Below are 13,406 nucleotides of genomic sequence, written 5' to 3'. Positions count from 1 at the left end.
ACACATCCGGCGGGTTTTAAAGAGAGAAATAAAAAAGAGACCCCTCAAACCGGCTGAGAGGTCTATTCGTGAGCTGCCGCCTCATCTTTTATAAGTAAATCCTGGCTCTTGATCGTCATTAAATCGTTTTTTAAGTATTGGTCTCCCATTAAAAGTCTCATGGCCTGAGCGCGGATTGATTTTTCAATCACGTTTCTGACAAAGCGCCCGTTGCTGAATTTAATGGGGCTTGTCGTGCTTTTCACTGTCATTAAGTAATCTTTTAACTTCCACTCGGCTTCCTGGCTTAATTGATACTCCCGCTCTGCTATCATGCGCTTTGCGATGTCCATCAGCTGAGTGACAGAGTAATCCGGAAAATCAATGCTGATAGGGAAACGCGATTGCAGGCCGGGATTTAATGACAGGAAATGTGTCATTTCTCTCGAGTACCCTGCCAGGATCAGAATAAATTCATGCTGTTTGTCTTCCATATGCTTGAATACGGTTTAATCTTTTATGTTGATTATCAGAATCCTCTTCTGGTTCATCCTCAGTAAAATCAACTTTTTGACTCCTCTCCCCATTTAGTGTTTTGTTCTTCCAAACAACCTCCATATGATCGTCATCATACAATGTGACCTTTTCGATGAAAAAGTCTAAGAAGTTTCTTTTCTCACTCATTGATAAATCCTTGTCAACCATTTCAGCAAAAGAATTCATGTACTTGATTGTTTTTTCGTTTCTGTCCTCCACTTTCTTGTTTGCATTTAACTGTGATTGCAGTATTTCTAATTCATTTTCAACATGTTCTTTATTTAGCTCTAATGGTTTTGTTAATTCATCGAACATGCTCTCTTTTATTTTCCCTTTACCAAAAAGGATTACGTAATTGGCTATTTCCGAATCGATTTCCTCAAGTTGTTTTTGCAACCGACTAATCTTGATTTTTATCTCCTCGATACTTTTTTCATTAGATGCTTCTTCTAAGAATTGATCCAAGAACTTTTTTGGATTCTTAATTAGTTTCTTAAACCATTTCCAAAAAACGTCGTCTACAATATCCACTCTCCAGTTTTTCCCTTTACATTTAAAAAGCTCTTTGCCATTTTGATATGCTTTTGCGTTTTTATTTCGACATGAATAATATTTATAAGTTCCCGATTTCGTTTTTGATGTTATTCCTGAACCACATGAGCCCCCACATCTTCCACACACCGCTTTTCCTTTCAATAAGTAATCGCGTGTAGACCGACTCCGCCCTTTGAAATTTGCTTTTAATTGTTTCATTATTTGATCCCGTGTCTCGTGATTCCACATAGGAGGGATTTTAATAAGAATCCATTCTTCTTCAGGCGTTGGAATTTGCTTTTTCTTGCCGTTTACTTGAACCACTTTTGACTTACCGTAATAAAAGTCTCCAGTGTAGTCTTCATTTTGTAGCATCCTGCTTACCGTAGACTGGAACCACGTTTTACCATTCGGAGCTGCCACGCCCCTTCTGGAAAGTTCTTTGGCAATTTCATTTGAAGATAATTTTTTATTTAGCAACATATCCTTCATCTCTAACAATATTTCTTTTTCCTCTTCATTGTACTCTGGAAGGTCTGTTACCGTATTAAACTTGTAACCGTACAACCTTTTAAATGAAGGAAACTCACCTTTTTTTGCTTTTGCAAGGCGTCCTCGTTTTGAGTTTGCATGTATTTTCGCTTTGTTGTATTGAGCAATAGATCCTTGAATGTTGTACATTAGCATCGATTCAGGATCATTCGGATTCACTTCAAACTCGATAAACTCAATGTCAACGCCCATCCCCCAGATTCTCCGTGAAATAACTCCTTGTAAAGTGTTATCCCTTGTTAAGCGATCTGGGTGAAGAACTAAAAATTTCTTACCTAATCCCTTTTGGAGTAAATAAAGAGCATGATTTAGAGCCGGTCTATTAGGATCATCGCCCATTCCTCCTGGTTCAACTAAAGCAATCAGCTCACTGTCCTTGTAACCGAATTTGCTCATAGCCCTTTCTTTGCACCTATCCAACTGTGACTCAATTGAGAAACCTTTTTTAGCTTGATCTGTGGTTGATACCCTTGCATAAATTAGCGCATTTACTTTTCCAATGAGGGACATAATCTGCTCAGTATTTAATTTTTGATCACCTTTTAATATAAGCAATGTCATCTTTCCCCCTATTGTTTAATCTTTTACGTCTGTACATGTTAAGAAGTATACCATCATAATCGACGGTATACTTAAGTCTTAGGCTTTTTTGTACTTGTACATAAGCATTGCAGCAAAATCATAAAACTCCTTGCCCCCCATTACCTCATCAATCCATTCACGCACACTCTCTGTTACTTCTTTGGTTACTTTGTAATTCTCTGGGCACTCTTTTCGCTTGCTCATTGATGTATCACCCCTATTGATGACTTGCCATCAATGTATGATTTATTGGGGTTGTCCAATGCATTGGATCTTTTAATCAAATCATCGCAAAGTTTGTTCAAGTAATATGTATAGTTTACTTTTTTCTTCATCGAACGGATTTCTGTGCCGATCTCTTCGCAAATTGCAATTGGAATGCTGGCTTTGTTTACTTTATTCTTATATGTATGTTTCAACTGTTTTTCAGCTATATTCTTATATGTAAGGAAATCATTAATATGTACGAAATAAACTTTATTTTCTGGCTCTCTAAATTGAAACAGAAACCCAGGGATTACGTTTGGATATTGAGTAGCCTCTTTTAAGTGTTTAATCTGTTGTGGCTTGATGATCTTTTCACTGAAGGATACAGACTTATCCTTTGTTGATTTAAGCTCAAAGGGGAACAAGTGCCCCTTAAAGAACAGAAAGCAGTCATATTTGTTTTTTGATACTGCAGCGTCCCTTTTTAAAAACATTGGGTTAACATCTTTAATTCTGTAAAAGAACAGCTTTTGATCTGCAGCTGATTTTTCTATATTTGCTTCAAAAACCTTACCTTGGTTTGTACCTCCCAATCAATCACTCTCCTAAATTATTGAAACCAAAATTGAAATTAGAATAGACCTTTGCTACACTGTTTTATGTTAATCAATATTGAAAGAAGTGTATGAAATGAAGCAATGGACACCCCTACGCCCTCGTTTAAATGAATTAATGTTTGAATATGACCTCACAGTTGATGACCTTTTCAAACGTACAGGATACCCGAGACAACGTATCCACGATTATATAAGTGGAGCAAAAGCAAATATGAACTTAGCTACAGGAATGACTTTTGCTGATGCCATTGGTTGCTCAATTGAAGAGCTGTACGAATGGAACCATGAAGAAAGAAGAAAAGTTAAATCTTAATTCCTTTTCGAGCCCATCTGATTTCCTGCATCAATTCTTCATTATTATCTGAAAGGTTGATTAGGTTACGGTGGGCTCTTTTGTATTCTTTGTTCTCGATAGCTTCTTTCACCGTACCAATTTGTCTTTCCATTTTGTTGAACAGTATTTGAATTGTTTTATATTCCTCGTTTATACCTTTCACCTCATTTTATTTTTATCCTAAATAACCTTATAATGTGTCTGTGGTATTCCATAATCATTCCCTTTGCAAAAAACCGTTCCTGTGTCAGGTGTAATTACCTCTTTGACTACCCATTCGCTTCCAACAGGGTAGATAATGTGACCCCAATGACCTTGTGCTTCCTTTGTTACTCTTATCTTGTCCCCTTTCTTAACTAATGACATGACCGCTTCCTCCCTTTATGCCTTTCATTAAAAGACCGATTTTATTTAAATATCTTACCTACCCTTGAAATGCTCTTCATAATCTTCATTTGATGTCTTCAGTATCTTCCATTACCAAGAGCTTATATTGCTCCCATGTAAGTCCCAAGTACTGGTGTAATTTTAAATCAGTATCGCTCTTATGCCATTCATCAATTAACTGATCAATATTTTCTTTTGTGAGTTTCATTGAAATAACCCTCCCCAAATCACTCCTGCCGCAATGGCAACAACGAATACTGAAACAAATTTTAATACACCAATATACACTGCAAATTTAATATCCCCTTGGGAATCCATATTTGCTAACACCACAAGCCCAAATACAACGAACAATATCCAAGCTGTCACAATCAGATCACTCGCCCCCTTTAATTAACTGGTTACAGATATTAATATATTCTTGAATACTATTAATAATCGTGATGATACAGCTCCTTACCTCTTCTGGTTCTTTAAAATCCATCTCACATTTAAGACAGTATTCATCGAACTCAATCATTGCAAGAAATTGATCATTACTTGGTAAATTTTCAAAATCAATTTTCTTTAATCTTGGGATGCCCTTTCCCCTAATCCATTCAATGAAGGAATAATCAACATTGTTCTTTGCTGCGGCGTTTTTTAGAAATTTGTGAATATCAGAAGAGTTCTCAATATTGAAATAAATTTGCAGACTCTCCTTCATGAGATCAAATAATCGCAAAAGAGCTCCATTAATTTTATTGCCTGGTTTAACTTCAAAGTCTATATCAAACCAGGACATTGCGTTCTTCATTCATTACCTCCCTGTGCAAATCGATTATTTCTGGTACCCGTTGAAAGAAAGTAATAATGCAATTGTGAATTTTCATCACCTTGGTCGATCCAACTTGCCGAGACATTACTTCAACGAATTGCTTAATTTCTTCAAAATCAATCTCTTTCATTGAGCTTATCCCCTCTAAATGAAATCACCAGCTAAGTCTGTTAATTTCCTTACCGTTTCGCCCTTTTCCTTAATTAACTCAATTCTATATTCAATTTCTTCAACCTTATCTAATTCATTATCAATATTTCTAATATGCAATTTCAACATATCTGCCATTTTTAATTTACTCATATTTTCTGATCACCTCTGCATAAAATCAACATTTTAATCTGTTGTAATCGTAAATGACCCATCATCTTCATCTAGAGTAATAACAATTTCACGAATACCATTGATACAGTCTCTAAATTCTAGCATTTCCCTTCCGAGTTTCTGAATTGATTTAACCAACTCCTCCGGTGTATTTGCTCCTCTTTGCATACTCATTATTATTTTCCCCTCTCTGGATAAAATCAGAAAATAAACATTTTATTTCGAAACGTATTCGCAGCGCCCATCCGCTATCTTTTTCAATAAGAATCGCTGTCCCCAAATACCCCATACATCTCTATTCCCTGTATGCCACCCACCGTCGCTTGTAGGATAATGGTCAAAGAACAACATATTTTCTTCTTCTTTTTTCAATTCAACCAAAGGAAAGTTAAAACCCTTCGGGAAAGAATTTAAGACCTCTTCTAATGTTTCATATTCAGGATGCAAAGGACGTGCATGTGAAGGTACTTCTCCAAATTTGTTTACACCCAATGAATTATATGACCCATTAGGATTCTTATAAATAATCCATGATTCAACTCTATTTCGAATCTTCTTCTTTATTCTCTTATTCAATTTAATCTCTCCTTTTTAATAAAATTAGAATTTTAACTGAATCTAAATCTCGAATGTTTTAAGTTCAAACGTTTTATATGAATCTACTTCTTCACCAGGTATCACGTTGACACAGGGATAATTATCATAGTCATACGGATATCCAATACAGTTCATGTGAAATTTTGTTCCCTCTTTGTTAAACTCAGCTTGTAAATGATCGTGTCCGCAAATCCAATGTTTTGCGTTAATGAATGGGACATCAACCATATAGCAGCTGTTAGGCTCAAAAGGTGAATATGGATTGTGAACAGGAGGGACATGTGAGACAAATACATCAATTTCAGAGTTTTCAAGAGTGTCATACCAGCCCATTGATTCTTTCCACATTGCTCTTACCCCATCTTCTTTGCTGTATCCATTAAGGCTGATATAGTTTGAATCATTAGAGATTCCTTTGAAGAAATCCCAACCTTCATTTCCTTTAGGAAGATACCACATGACATCTCCAGCAAAGACTTTCCCTTTGTATGTATCCGTTGACTTTATCAATGGAGTGACATTCCTGATATCTGTAGCCTTTTGAATTAGATCATTTAACCTTCCCAATGAATCTGAGTATTTTCGTTGCTGATTTTTGCTGAGTAAATAAAGATCATGATTGCCATATGTGAAATAAACCTTTTCATATTGCTTTGCTACTTCATCCAGTACCCACAGTGTTTGCTGATTCCACTCAGTAAAGTCACCGGCAATGATTAATACCTCTCCATTTCCATTCGATATTAACCTTCTAATAATCTCCCTTGTTCGCTTTTCCCACTTGATTTGATTATTATTCCAAGGAATCCAGTGGTTAATATGCAGATCTGAAACATAATCGATTTTCATTTAATCCCCCCTTCTTTGTTTAAGTACGAGTTAACTCATGCTCCATGACCAATTGACATTTAAATCCCCTCTTTTCAAATTAATGTGTATAATCTCAAATCATCTCCACACAATACAATTGAACAAACTTGTTTTACATACTACTTTAGGAGATGATCATATGGCTCAACAAAACAGATCAAACAACAGCAATGAATTACTCGTACCTCAAGCTGCTGGTGCACTTGAACAAATGAAGTATGAAATTGCTTCTGAGTTCGGTGTGAACTTAGGGCCTGAGACAACTAGCAGAGCAAACGGATCAGTAGGTGGTGAAATCATAAAACGTTTGGTTCGCTTGGCTCAGCAAAGCATGAATGGTCAATTTCATTAATTTATGAGGGGAGTAATCCCCTCTCTTTTATGCTCCTCTTCCAAACCCATAAAGTACTACTGGCATTGTATTCACCTCCTTTAGTGGACAAATGTACTTCGACTAACCAGCTCGTCTAAAACAATTTGAAGTTTTCTTCTTTGGTCTTTTATGTATACATTGTTATCGGTACGCAATCCATCATTAATTCTATTTTGTATGTCTATCTTCAGTGTCTCTAAGCTTTCTATTGGCAATTTTTCTAGACTAACTTTATATGATTGATTCATTTTAATAGCCTCCAGAAAAAACAAGTGAAATTATCAATAACCAAAAGACTGCTCCAGAAACAGCAAGGAAGCTTTTTGCAATATTCATAAACTCTTGAAAATCATTCTTCAACGACTCTTTCACTGCATCACCTTCTCTTTAAAATACAGATTTTACTTAGATTTCAGTATTTGTGAACTCTTGTTTACTCAACAACTCTAAATAGACACGATTACACTCTGTAAGTTCAACTTCTTTTTTCTGAAGTTTCCTTTCAAGCTCTGTTATATAATCAAGAAGTTTAGGAATATCTTGGCGTGCGTTTGCAATGAAGTCTGCATCTTCTTTAGTTACTGTAGCTGCTAAACCATCTTCAAGAGTAACTATCCAATAACGAAGGTTTTCGTTCCCAGGCCATTCATGATGAATGTTTGCATGCCAAAATCCTTTGGTTGTCGCTTCCACACGCTGGCGGATTTCTTCGAGTTGGTCTTTCGTTAGTTTACCGCTCATCTTCCGGCCTCCTCATGTAATGCTTCGATTTCGTAAATAAGGCGCCAAACGTGATGATAAAGGTGCTCAGGTACGCCGAGCTTTAGCGCCGCTATTGATTCGTTTAATTCGTACGGTGTTGGTCGCTTCATCAAGCATTCACTCCTTCGATTTTGATTCCGAGAAGGTCAAGTGTAGTGCGTATCCCGGTTAATACACCGGCATTATGGCGTTTAGCTTCAATATCCCCTGCTACATGCCTCTCATCCCGCGATCTTTTTATACCCTCATAATATTCCATCCTCGTTTTTAACTTCGTTATTAACGATGACTTCGTATTCTTTATAGTCGATAAAGATCGGCAAACCTGAAACTTTTACAGCCCCCGTTACTGGAGAATTCGTGATCGCTGCTTCGAAAATATCTCCGGCTTCATACGCTTGCTTTCCCATAGGTACAGCATTCGTAATCAACACGCGCTCCCAACTTTGACCGGGCGCTTTTCCGTTACGATAAGTTCGGCGTCCTTTTTTCGAACGTACAACACCCCGTCAGGACTACCGATTATATACGAATCCTCCCACGTCCCTAACGCAGGGAAAATCCGATTATTCTTATTCCCGTACTCACTAACATTTCTTATAATTCGCACATACTTTTTCGTTTCAGCCATTATGCAACCACCTCTCAGCCGTTTTAATCGCAATCTCTGCATGTTCAATCGTCAATGGTACTGTGCTTTCGTCGGTCATAAAGAGCGCGTTACCGACCTTTCCGCGCTCTTTGTACCACATCATTACGATATAGCCTCCGTAATCGTTGTAAGTATCCACCGCGAAATTATCGCTTAAAGGTACATATCCTATTGATCCGCAAGAATCATCGTCCCGGTCGGAATGCCCGAGTTCCTCCGATAATCTGCGCAGTTTCCCCATCGTTGCGCACGCCCAGTTGTCCGGCGAAAACACGCCATTTTCAAATGCACATACCGGATCGGAGCCTTCCCACGTTTTTCCGCGTTCCTTGCATAAACGACATACCATTACGCAATCCCTCCATAATTTTTTATAAAAAGTCGAACACACATTCGCATTTATGTGGTACAATATACCTGAGTTACCGAAAGGAGGTTCGATTCATGAAAGTATCAACCGAAGATAAAGTAGTTATCGCTCTTACAGCGGCATTTGTTTTCGCATTCAGAAAACCTATTTTCGCTCTTCTTGGACGCTAATTCTCGGCGTCCAGCCGCCGGGCGCGCTAGAACCATGCATCATCCACACCGCTATTCTTATCTCCTCCACTTCCAATTAAATTAATTCTCAATTTCCTCAATAAACGCCTCTAAGGCTTCTTCATCAACCATTACTTGTCCTTCATGGAATTTGATGATTTCTTTCATTCGGTCATCCATATTTCTAAATTCTTCTGCTTGCTGCACAGTAAACATTGCTCTGTATTTCTTTATGTATAGAAGAAAATTTATAAGTACTCTGATCTCCCCAATTTTGTGGAGATTAAAATCTTCTTGTTCCACTTCCAACCTGAGTAAATCTGCTTCCTTTTCTAAAGCATCAATTTCAAGTTGTTCTTTCTTTGACAACAATTCTTGCTCTTTTTGTTGCAATTAATCACCTCCTTATAAGGATTAAATATGTATTCACAATGTGAATGGGGATTAAACTGGATCATACTTTAAATGATTGCTTTTCTTTTTGCTAATTCTATACTCTGCAATTTTCAGTGATTCAAGTGTCCATCCGTTATTGTTTAAACTCCCGAAAAGTGTGTTCAATAATTGAAGTTCTTGTTTTAAGTTCCTTCTCTTTCTTAATATCTTTTGACCTTTTAACGAAAGATGATATCCCTCTGAAGCATTAAATTTGTCTTCTTCTAGCTTGTGATAAAATTCATTGAGCTCTTTATCAACTTTCCCGAGCTCTTTATAAAGGTTATCAATTTCATTTTGAAGTCGTTGTTTAGTCTCCTCAATTGCTGCAAGAGGTTTTGAAATGGAAACAAGATAATCAGTTGCAGTTTTCATATCGCCACTCCTATAAATTATTTTATTTTTATTCTAAAAGTATGTAAAAAAAGACAAGCTTTTAACTTGTCTTTATCTTATCATTCAACTTCCCGAAAGTCTATAACTATTTTATTTTTATTCTTAAAAACTTTTGAGTAAGTCACAAATGAATAATTAAATGTGTCATTGTTGTCTGCTTTTCTGTGATCCTTTTCAATTACTCTCCAATCATCATTCAACCTTGGAAAATATGAATCTGCCTTCGCAGCGACTGAATCAACAATCGTTAAATAAACTTTGTCCGCATGTGGTAAGAGTGCCTCGTATATTATCCCTCCTCCAATGACCATTACCTCTTCATTTGTATCCAGTTGACCACGTATAAGCTTTAATACATCGTCAATCGAATGATAAACAAACGAAGAGTGATCAGGCTTGAAATCCTTATTTTTAGTCAATATGATATTCCTTCGGTTCTGAAGTGGCTTACCTGTAATGTTTACGATTGATTCGTATGTGAGTCTCCCCTGAATACACAACTTTCCTGTTGTGAGTTCTTTAAAGCGTTTCATGTCTTCAGGAATATGGTAAAGAAGATTATTCTCGTACCCAATGGCCATTGATTTGTCGCAGCAAGCAATAAGAGATAGCATTATACTGCTACCTCAAAATAAAGCTTGTCTCCATGCTTATAATTAAGCAACTTGAAATCGTCTATTGTGAAATCATAAAAGTTCTTTACGTTTGGATTAATCCATAGCTCAGGTGCTTCGTATTGCTCTCTTTCCATTTGAATTTTCAAATTGTCTATATGACGAGTGTATACGTGACAGTCTCCAATATTGAAGACATATTCACCTAGCTCATAGCCAGTAACTTGAGCAATCATACGCTGCAAAACATTGTACTGGAACACATTAAACGGATTCCCTAAAGCCATGTCATTGCTACGAGCTCTTACCTCTAAGGTAAGCTTTCCTTGTTTTATATACCACTGTGTCTCATATACACAAGGTGGTAAAGCCATTGAGTCTAAATCATCAGGATTCCAAAGCATTGTAATATGTCTGCGTGATGATGGATTATTTTTCAACTGATGAAGAAGATAATCAACCTGATCAACTTTTTCACAGTTTAGCACTCTGTTCTTTTTACTAAGCTGATATCCATATGCTTTGCCGATTGTACCATCTTCTTGTTTCCATTGATCCCAGATGTGCACACCCATCTTGTTTAATTCGTTGACATCATTTGATTTAAGCTGCCATATCCAAAGCAATTCTTTGATTGCTGTTTTCCAGGCAACTTTTTTAGTCGTTAAAATTGGTACTTCAGTATTGTCAAATCGCATTTTCCTGCTGATTACACTGAGTGCATTAGCTGGGGTTCCATCTGTATCCCAGTTGGCTCTGACATCGAATTCTTCGTCAGATACTCCATTATTAATTATGTCATTTATGATTGTGTTGTACTGCATATCAAATTGACTCATAATTTCCTTCCTTTCAATTCCATTGTTTGGTAAAATATCCTTGCCCACATAATGGAATGAGGTGATCTTTTTGTCTGTTTACAAATACAAGCCAGCGGTGGTTAAAGAAGTACTGGAATGTAAAACTGAAAGATTAACAGACTCAATTGAAGCAAGATATTGTTTATCAATAAAGCTTAATAATAATTTAGACTCTTCACATGTGTTTATTATGTTAAATCCAAGTATTGCTGACAAAGAAGTATCCGACCTCACTATAACTAAGTTATGTAATTTTAGCCACTCATTAAATGAAGTTGGATCCATTCATATTGTCAATCTCTATCCTTTTTACGAAACAAATTCAGCGGAACTATCCTCAATAATTCATAAGCTTCAAAAAGAGAACAGTAGCCTGTATGAAGCTACCGTTAAGACTAATCATCAAATTATAGCCAATTTAGCTAAAGAATCTAAAAAGGTAATCTTTGCTTGGGGTGATTGTCCAAAGCGATTCGATAAACGAAGTTTTAATAAGCAATGCAACGATGTTAAACAGCTCCTAAAAGGAATAAATAAAGACGAGGCATTTGTTATCAAAACCCATTACAACAGGCTTCTCACAGTTAAGAATTCACCAAGACATCCTTCTAGGCCAGGGCTTAAATGGCTTGAAGCGTATCATGAACATGAATTAGACGCTTAAACGAAACGACCAATAATAAAGTTAATCACGAAGACAATATTACCGCAAACAAACAGCATGTACACGAACTTGTTTTGATGATTGTTTGAGTCACCTTCCAAAACATCAATAATTTTAAACATTGTTAAACCGGTATATATTAAAGCAAAAGCTGTCCAAGCTAACATTAACAAGTTACCGTGCGTAATCAATCCAATAGTAGCCAAGGGGATGATGAATGAAATCCCCTTGAACAATGTAATGACATATACTAAGTTCTTATTTTTCTTCAGTTCTTTATACGGTGAATTAGAAAGCATATGCGTAACTTTAGCGTATACGTTCTGTTCTCCTCGAGTAATTAATCTAATTTCATTAATGTTTAGTGCAAATAAGTATGCTGCAAGTAATAACGTAAAGTATGTAATTCTAATACATCTCCTTATTTTATTTTTATCTTATAAATAACTATGTTCAATCAAACAGCTCGCCGGATCTCTTTATGTCTTTAATTTCTTCGCTTACACTTTCTTTGATTGTGTGAGGCAGCTGATCAATTCCCCGTTGTATTCTTTTCTGTCCTGTATTTCTTATATGTATAGTTAATTCTTTAAATCCTTCCATTGCTTCGTCGGATATAAAATAAAACTGCTCCTGAATCTTAGCTAATAAGCTTATGTATTCTTCTTCATCTTCACTGAATAATGCCAATCCTTTTTCAAGCTCAGCAATTTTATGAAGATGTTCTTTAATTTCATCTACATAATTGTTCACTGAATCTCACCTCACTTTTCTATAAAAGTCTTCTTTTATAGAGATGTTCGTTCAATCGACACCCTTTGGTATCCCTAAGTTCTTTGTAAACTTTAGCCATCATAATTTCGCTTTTTCTAAATTTTAAACTTGTACATATTCCCTTTCCTGTCTACATGATAGCGTCCTTTTGGATAATATACATATCCATCTGCATTTACCTTATCAATTACATTAAACATGAATTCGCCATGTTTTGTATTCCCTGTCATCCACGCCTTTTTACGTAATCTTTTTTTCATCCAGCAACTCCTTGGTTGGTATAATTGTTGAGTTTTTTGAGTATTTTAAGTTGTACCCTGGCTGAGACCCTCCACTGACAAACATCATGATCAAAGCCAGGGGTTTAAACTAATAAATAATATCTGCCACGTATTTAGACCAAGATTCTAAACGATTAAATACTACTGGATTATCAAAATCTTTTTCATTTAACCAAAAGCCTTTTAATTGATCTGTTTCTCTTACTGATACCTCTGCATTTTCAGGTAGTTTAACAATAATCATTATGCCTAAATGAACTTTCCCCACTTCATTTAAGTCATCATTTATCAACCCCACAACTTCTAAATTTAAATTAGAAGTTGAGATAAATAACTCTTCTGAAAGCTCTCTCCTTAAGTTCTCATCAATAGCTTCCCAAAAATTTGTTGCTTCAGTTAAATTCATGTGCCCGCCAACACCAATTGATAATTGATCATGAAGCCTCTTTTCCCCGCCTTTTCTTAAGCGTTCGTATGCAAATACTTGGTCTCCTTTTTGTAAAATGGCATAGGGGATTGGTTGCTTACAGCTTTGATCCCTCTCAGCATCTCCCCTCCTCATAGTGATCATATTCTCAGCAAGGTTTTTAATTATTTGATCAATTACATTTGGATCAGCTTCAATCCCTTGAAAGTCCAGCTTTCCATTATCAAATACTTTATCTCTAGATGCTACAACAATTACTTCATCCATTTTCCCCATTTAACATTCTCCTTT

General features: G+C 36.2%; 28 protein-coding genes and 1 pseudogene. 3 read left to right on the top strand and 26 right to left on the bottom strand.

The window, feature by feature from the left end; translation table 11 throughout:
- Nucleotides 1-62: 62 nt before the first annotated feature.
- The 4 genes and pseudogenes from NYE36_RS10165 to NYE36_RS10150 form a co-directional block, all read right to left on the bottom strand.
- Nucleotides 63-488, bottom strand: a pseudogene (locus NYE36_RS10165) (stage V sporulation protein K); the annotation flags it as partial.
- Entirely contained in the window at nucleotides 454-2,157 is a 1,704-nt protein-coding gene (locus NYE36_RS10160; RefSeq protein WP_327942547.1) for a recombinase family protein, read from the bottom strand. The pseudogene NYE36_RS10165 and the gene NYE36_RS10160, both read right to left, overlap by 35 nt.
- Nucleotides 2,158-2,241: 84 nt before the next feature.
- Entirely contained in the window at nucleotides 2,242-2,388 is a 147-nt protein-coding gene (locus tag NYE36_RS10155; RefSeq protein WP_342496918.1) for a hypothetical protein, read from the bottom strand.
- On the bottom strand, nucleotides 2,385-2,984 hold the full coding sequence (locus NYE36_RS10150; protein WP_094032697.1) for a Holliday junction resolvase RecU: 600 nt from the start codon (nucleotides 2,982-2,984) through the stop codon (nucleotides 2,385-2,387). The genes NYE36_RS10155 and NYE36_RS10150 overlap by 4 nt, the downstream gene beginning before the upstream one ends.
- 97 nt (nucleotides 2,985-3,081) lie before the next feature.
- Between NYE36_RS10150 and NYE36_RS10145 the strand changes: the two genes are divergently transcribed.
- Nucleotides 3,082-3,321 (top strand): helix-turn-helix transcriptional regulator, encoded by a 240-nt coding sequence (locus NYE36_RS10145; protein WP_014470254.1) that lies wholly within the window; start codon nucleotides 3,082-3,084, stop codon nucleotides 3,319-3,321.
- Here NYE36_RS10145 and NYE36_RS10140 read toward each other — a convergent pair.
- From NYE36_RS10140 to NYE36_RS10095, 10 genes are all read right to left on the bottom strand, one after another.
- The gene (locus NYE36_RS10140) at nucleotides 3,311-3,496 is read right to left on the bottom strand and encodes a hypothetical protein (protein ID WP_327942587.1); all 186 of its coding nucleotides are present in this window, start codon (nucleotides 3,494-3,496) and stop codon (nucleotides 3,311-3,313) included. The genes NYE36_RS10145 and NYE36_RS10140 overlap by 11 nt on opposite strands.
- A gap of 26 nt (nucleotides 3,497-3,522) precedes the next feature.
- On the bottom strand, nucleotides 3,523-3,708 hold the full coding sequence (locus NYE36_RS10135; protein WP_327942551.1) for a hypothetical protein: 186 nt from the start codon (nucleotides 3,706-3,708) through the stop codon (nucleotides 3,523-3,525).
- Nucleotides 3,709-3,793: 85 nt separating this feature from the next.
- On the bottom strand, nucleotides 3,794-3,937 hold the full coding sequence (locus NYE36_RS10130) for a hypothetical protein (protein ID WP_265463681.1): 144 nt from the start codon (nucleotides 3,935-3,937) through the stop codon (nucleotides 3,794-3,796).
- Nucleotides 3,934-4,104, bottom strand: coding sequence for a hypothetical protein (locus NYE36_RS10125; protein WP_342496921.1), 171 nt, complete (start codon nucleotides 4,102-4,104; stop codon nucleotides 3,934-3,936). Before NYE36_RS10125 ends, NYE36_RS10130 begins: the two co-directional genes overlap by 4 nt.
- A gap of 1 nt (nucleotide 4,105) precedes the next feature.
- On the bottom strand, nucleotides 4,106-4,525 hold the full coding sequence (locus tag NYE36_RS10120) for a hypothetical protein (protein ID WP_327942554.1): 420 nt from the start codon (nucleotides 4,523-4,525) through the stop codon (nucleotides 4,106-4,108).
- The gene (locus tag NYE36_RS10115) at nucleotides 4,500-4,676 is read right to left on the bottom strand and encodes a hypothetical protein (protein ID WP_225046072.1); all 177 of its coding nucleotides are present in this window, start codon (nucleotides 4,674-4,676) and stop codon (nucleotides 4,500-4,502) included. The genes NYE36_RS10120 and NYE36_RS10115 overlap by 26 nt, the downstream gene beginning before the upstream one ends.
- Before the next feature lie 14 nt (nucleotides 4,677-4,690).
- Nucleotides 4,691-4,849: a hypothetical protein gene (locus NYE36_RS10110; RefSeq protein WP_181461930.1), complete on the bottom strand. Its 159-nt coding sequence runs from the start codon at nucleotides 4,847-4,849 to the stop codon at nucleotides 4,691-4,693.
- Nucleotides 4,850-4,882: 33 nt separating this feature from the next.
- Nucleotides 4,883-5,044: a hypothetical protein gene (locus NYE36_RS10105; RefSeq protein WP_181461931.1), complete on the bottom strand. Its 162-nt coding sequence runs from the start codon at nucleotides 5,042-5,044 to the stop codon at nucleotides 4,883-4,885.
- Nucleotides 5,045-5,086: 42 nt separating this feature from the next.
- Nucleotides 5,087-5,446 (bottom strand): hypothetical protein, encoded by a 360-nt coding sequence (locus NYE36_RS10100; protein ID WP_199022616.1) that lies wholly within the window; start codon nucleotides 5,444-5,446, stop codon nucleotides 5,087-5,089.
- 42 nt (nucleotides 5,447-5,488) lie between these two features.
- Nucleotides 5,489-6,316, bottom strand: coding sequence for a metallophosphoesterase (locus NYE36_RS10095; protein WP_095353308.1), 828 nt, complete (start codon nucleotides 6,314-6,316; stop codon nucleotides 5,489-5,491).
- Nucleotides 6,317-6,476: 160 nt separating this feature from the next.
- On the opposite strand from NYE36_RS10095, the gene NYE36_RS10090 reads away from it, so the two are divergent.
- Entirely contained in the window at nucleotides 6,477-6,689 is a 213-nt protein-coding gene (locus tag NYE36_RS10090; protein ID WP_327942559.1) for an alpha/beta-type small acid-soluble spore protein, read from the top strand.
- 426 nt (nucleotides 6,690-7,115) lie between these two features.
- Here NYE36_RS10090 and NYE36_RS10085 read toward each other — a convergent pair whose 3' ends face one another.
- The 8 genes from NYE36_RS10085 to NYE36_RS10050 all read right to left on the bottom strand — a co-directional run bounded on the left by NYE36_RS10085 (nucleotide 7,116) and on the right by NYE36_RS10050 (nucleotide 10,948).
- Nucleotides 7,116-7,451, bottom strand: a complete 336-nt coding sequence (locus NYE36_RS10085; protein WP_225046070.1) for a hypothetical protein — start codon at nucleotides 7,449-7,451, stop codon at nucleotides 7,116-7,118.
- Nucleotides 7,448-7,582, bottom strand: a complete 135-nt coding sequence (locus NYE36_RS10080; RefSeq protein ID WP_265624579.1) for a hypothetical protein — start codon at nucleotides 7,580-7,582, stop codon at nucleotides 7,448-7,450. The genes NYE36_RS10085 and NYE36_RS10080 overlap by 4 nt, the downstream gene beginning before the upstream one ends.
- 135 nt (nucleotides 7,583-7,717) lie before the next feature.
- A complete protein-coding gene (locus tag NYE36_RS10075; protein ID WP_199022613.1) occupies nucleotides 7,718-7,903 on the bottom strand; it encodes a hypothetical protein in 186 nt (61 codons plus the stop codon).
- A 192-nt stretch (nucleotides 7,904-8,095) separates the two neighbouring features.
- The gene (locus tag NYE36_RS10070) at nucleotides 8,096-8,473 is read right to left on the bottom strand and encodes a hypothetical protein (RefSeq protein ID WP_199022612.1); all 378 of its coding nucleotides are present in this window, start codon (nucleotides 8,471-8,473) and stop codon (nucleotides 8,096-8,098) included.
- 272 nt (nucleotides 8,474-8,745) lie between these two features.
- Nucleotides 8,746-9,057, bottom strand: coding sequence for a hypothetical protein (locus NYE36_RS10065; protein WP_342496917.1), 312 nt, complete (start codon nucleotides 9,055-9,057; stop codon nucleotides 8,746-8,748).
- A 51-nt stretch (nucleotides 9,058-9,108) separates the two neighbouring features.
- Nucleotides 9,109-9,474, bottom strand: a complete 366-nt coding sequence (locus NYE36_RS10060; protein WP_174747166.1) for a hypothetical protein — start codon at nucleotides 9,472-9,474, stop codon at nucleotides 9,109-9,111.
- Between the two features lie 80 nt (nucleotides 9,475-9,554).
- Nucleotides 9,555-10,109: a dihydrofolate reductase gene (locus NYE36_RS10055; protein ID WP_342496916.1), complete on the bottom strand. Its 555-nt coding sequence runs from the start codon at nucleotides 10,107-10,109 to the stop codon at nucleotides 9,555-9,557.
- The gene (locus NYE36_RS10050; RefSeq protein ID WP_342496915.1) at nucleotides 10,109-10,948 is read right to left on the bottom strand and encodes a thymidylate synthase; all 840 of its coding nucleotides are present in this window, start codon (nucleotides 10,946-10,948) and stop codon (nucleotides 10,109-10,111) included. Before NYE36_RS10050 ends, NYE36_RS10055 begins: the two co-directional genes overlap by 1 nt.
- A gap of 70 nt (nucleotides 10,949-11,018) precedes the next feature.
- Here NYE36_RS10050 and NYE36_RS10045 point away from each other — a divergent pair, with 70 nt between their 5' ends.
- Complete coding sequence (locus NYE36_RS10045; RefSeq protein WP_053574241.1) at nucleotides 11,019-11,633, top strand: DUF1643 domain-containing protein; 615 nt, start codon at nucleotides 11,019-11,021, stop codon at nucleotides 11,631-11,633.
- On the opposite strand, the gene NYE36_RS10040 is transcribed toward NYE36_RS10045, so the two are convergent.
- The 4 genes from NYE36_RS10040 to NYE36_RS10025 all read right to left on the bottom strand — a co-directional run bounded on the left by NYE36_RS10040 (nucleotide 11,630) and on the right by NYE36_RS10025 (nucleotide 13,391).
- Nucleotides 11,630-11,932 (bottom strand): hypothetical protein, encoded by a 303-nt coding sequence (locus NYE36_RS10040; RefSeq protein ID WP_342496914.1) that lies wholly within the window; start codon nucleotides 11,930-11,932, stop codon nucleotides 11,630-11,632. The two genes, NYE36_RS10045 and NYE36_RS10040, sit on opposite strands and share 4 nt — an antisense overlap.
- Nucleotides 11,933-12,086: 154 nt before the next feature.
- Nucleotides 12,087-12,386 carry a hypothetical protein gene (locus tag NYE36_RS10035; protein WP_342496913.1) on the bottom strand — a complete coding sequence of 100 codons (300 nt, stop codon included), beginning with the start codon at nucleotides 12,384-12,386 and terminating at the stop codon, nucleotides 12,087-12,089.
- Between the two features lie 116 nt (nucleotides 12,387-12,502).
- Nucleotides 12,503-12,667, bottom strand: coding sequence for a hypothetical protein (locus NYE36_RS10030; protein ID WP_162992616.1), 165 nt, complete (start codon nucleotides 12,665-12,667; stop codon nucleotides 12,503-12,505).
- Between the two features lie 109 nt (nucleotides 12,668-12,776).
- The gene (locus NYE36_RS10025) at nucleotides 12,777-13,391 is read right to left on the bottom strand and encodes a hypothetical protein (protein ID WP_342496912.1); all 615 of its coding nucleotides are present in this window, start codon (nucleotides 13,389-13,391) and stop codon (nucleotides 12,777-12,779) included.
- Nucleotides 13,392-13,406: the final 15 nt, after the last annotated feature.

It is taken from the genome of Bacillus sp. FSL R5-0593 (assembly GCF_038603755.1).
Classification (GTDB): Bacteria; Bacillota; Bacilli; order Bacillales; family Bacillaceae; genus Bacillus; species Bacillus velezensis.
This window is presented reverse-complemented; position numbering and strand designations above follow the sequence as displayed.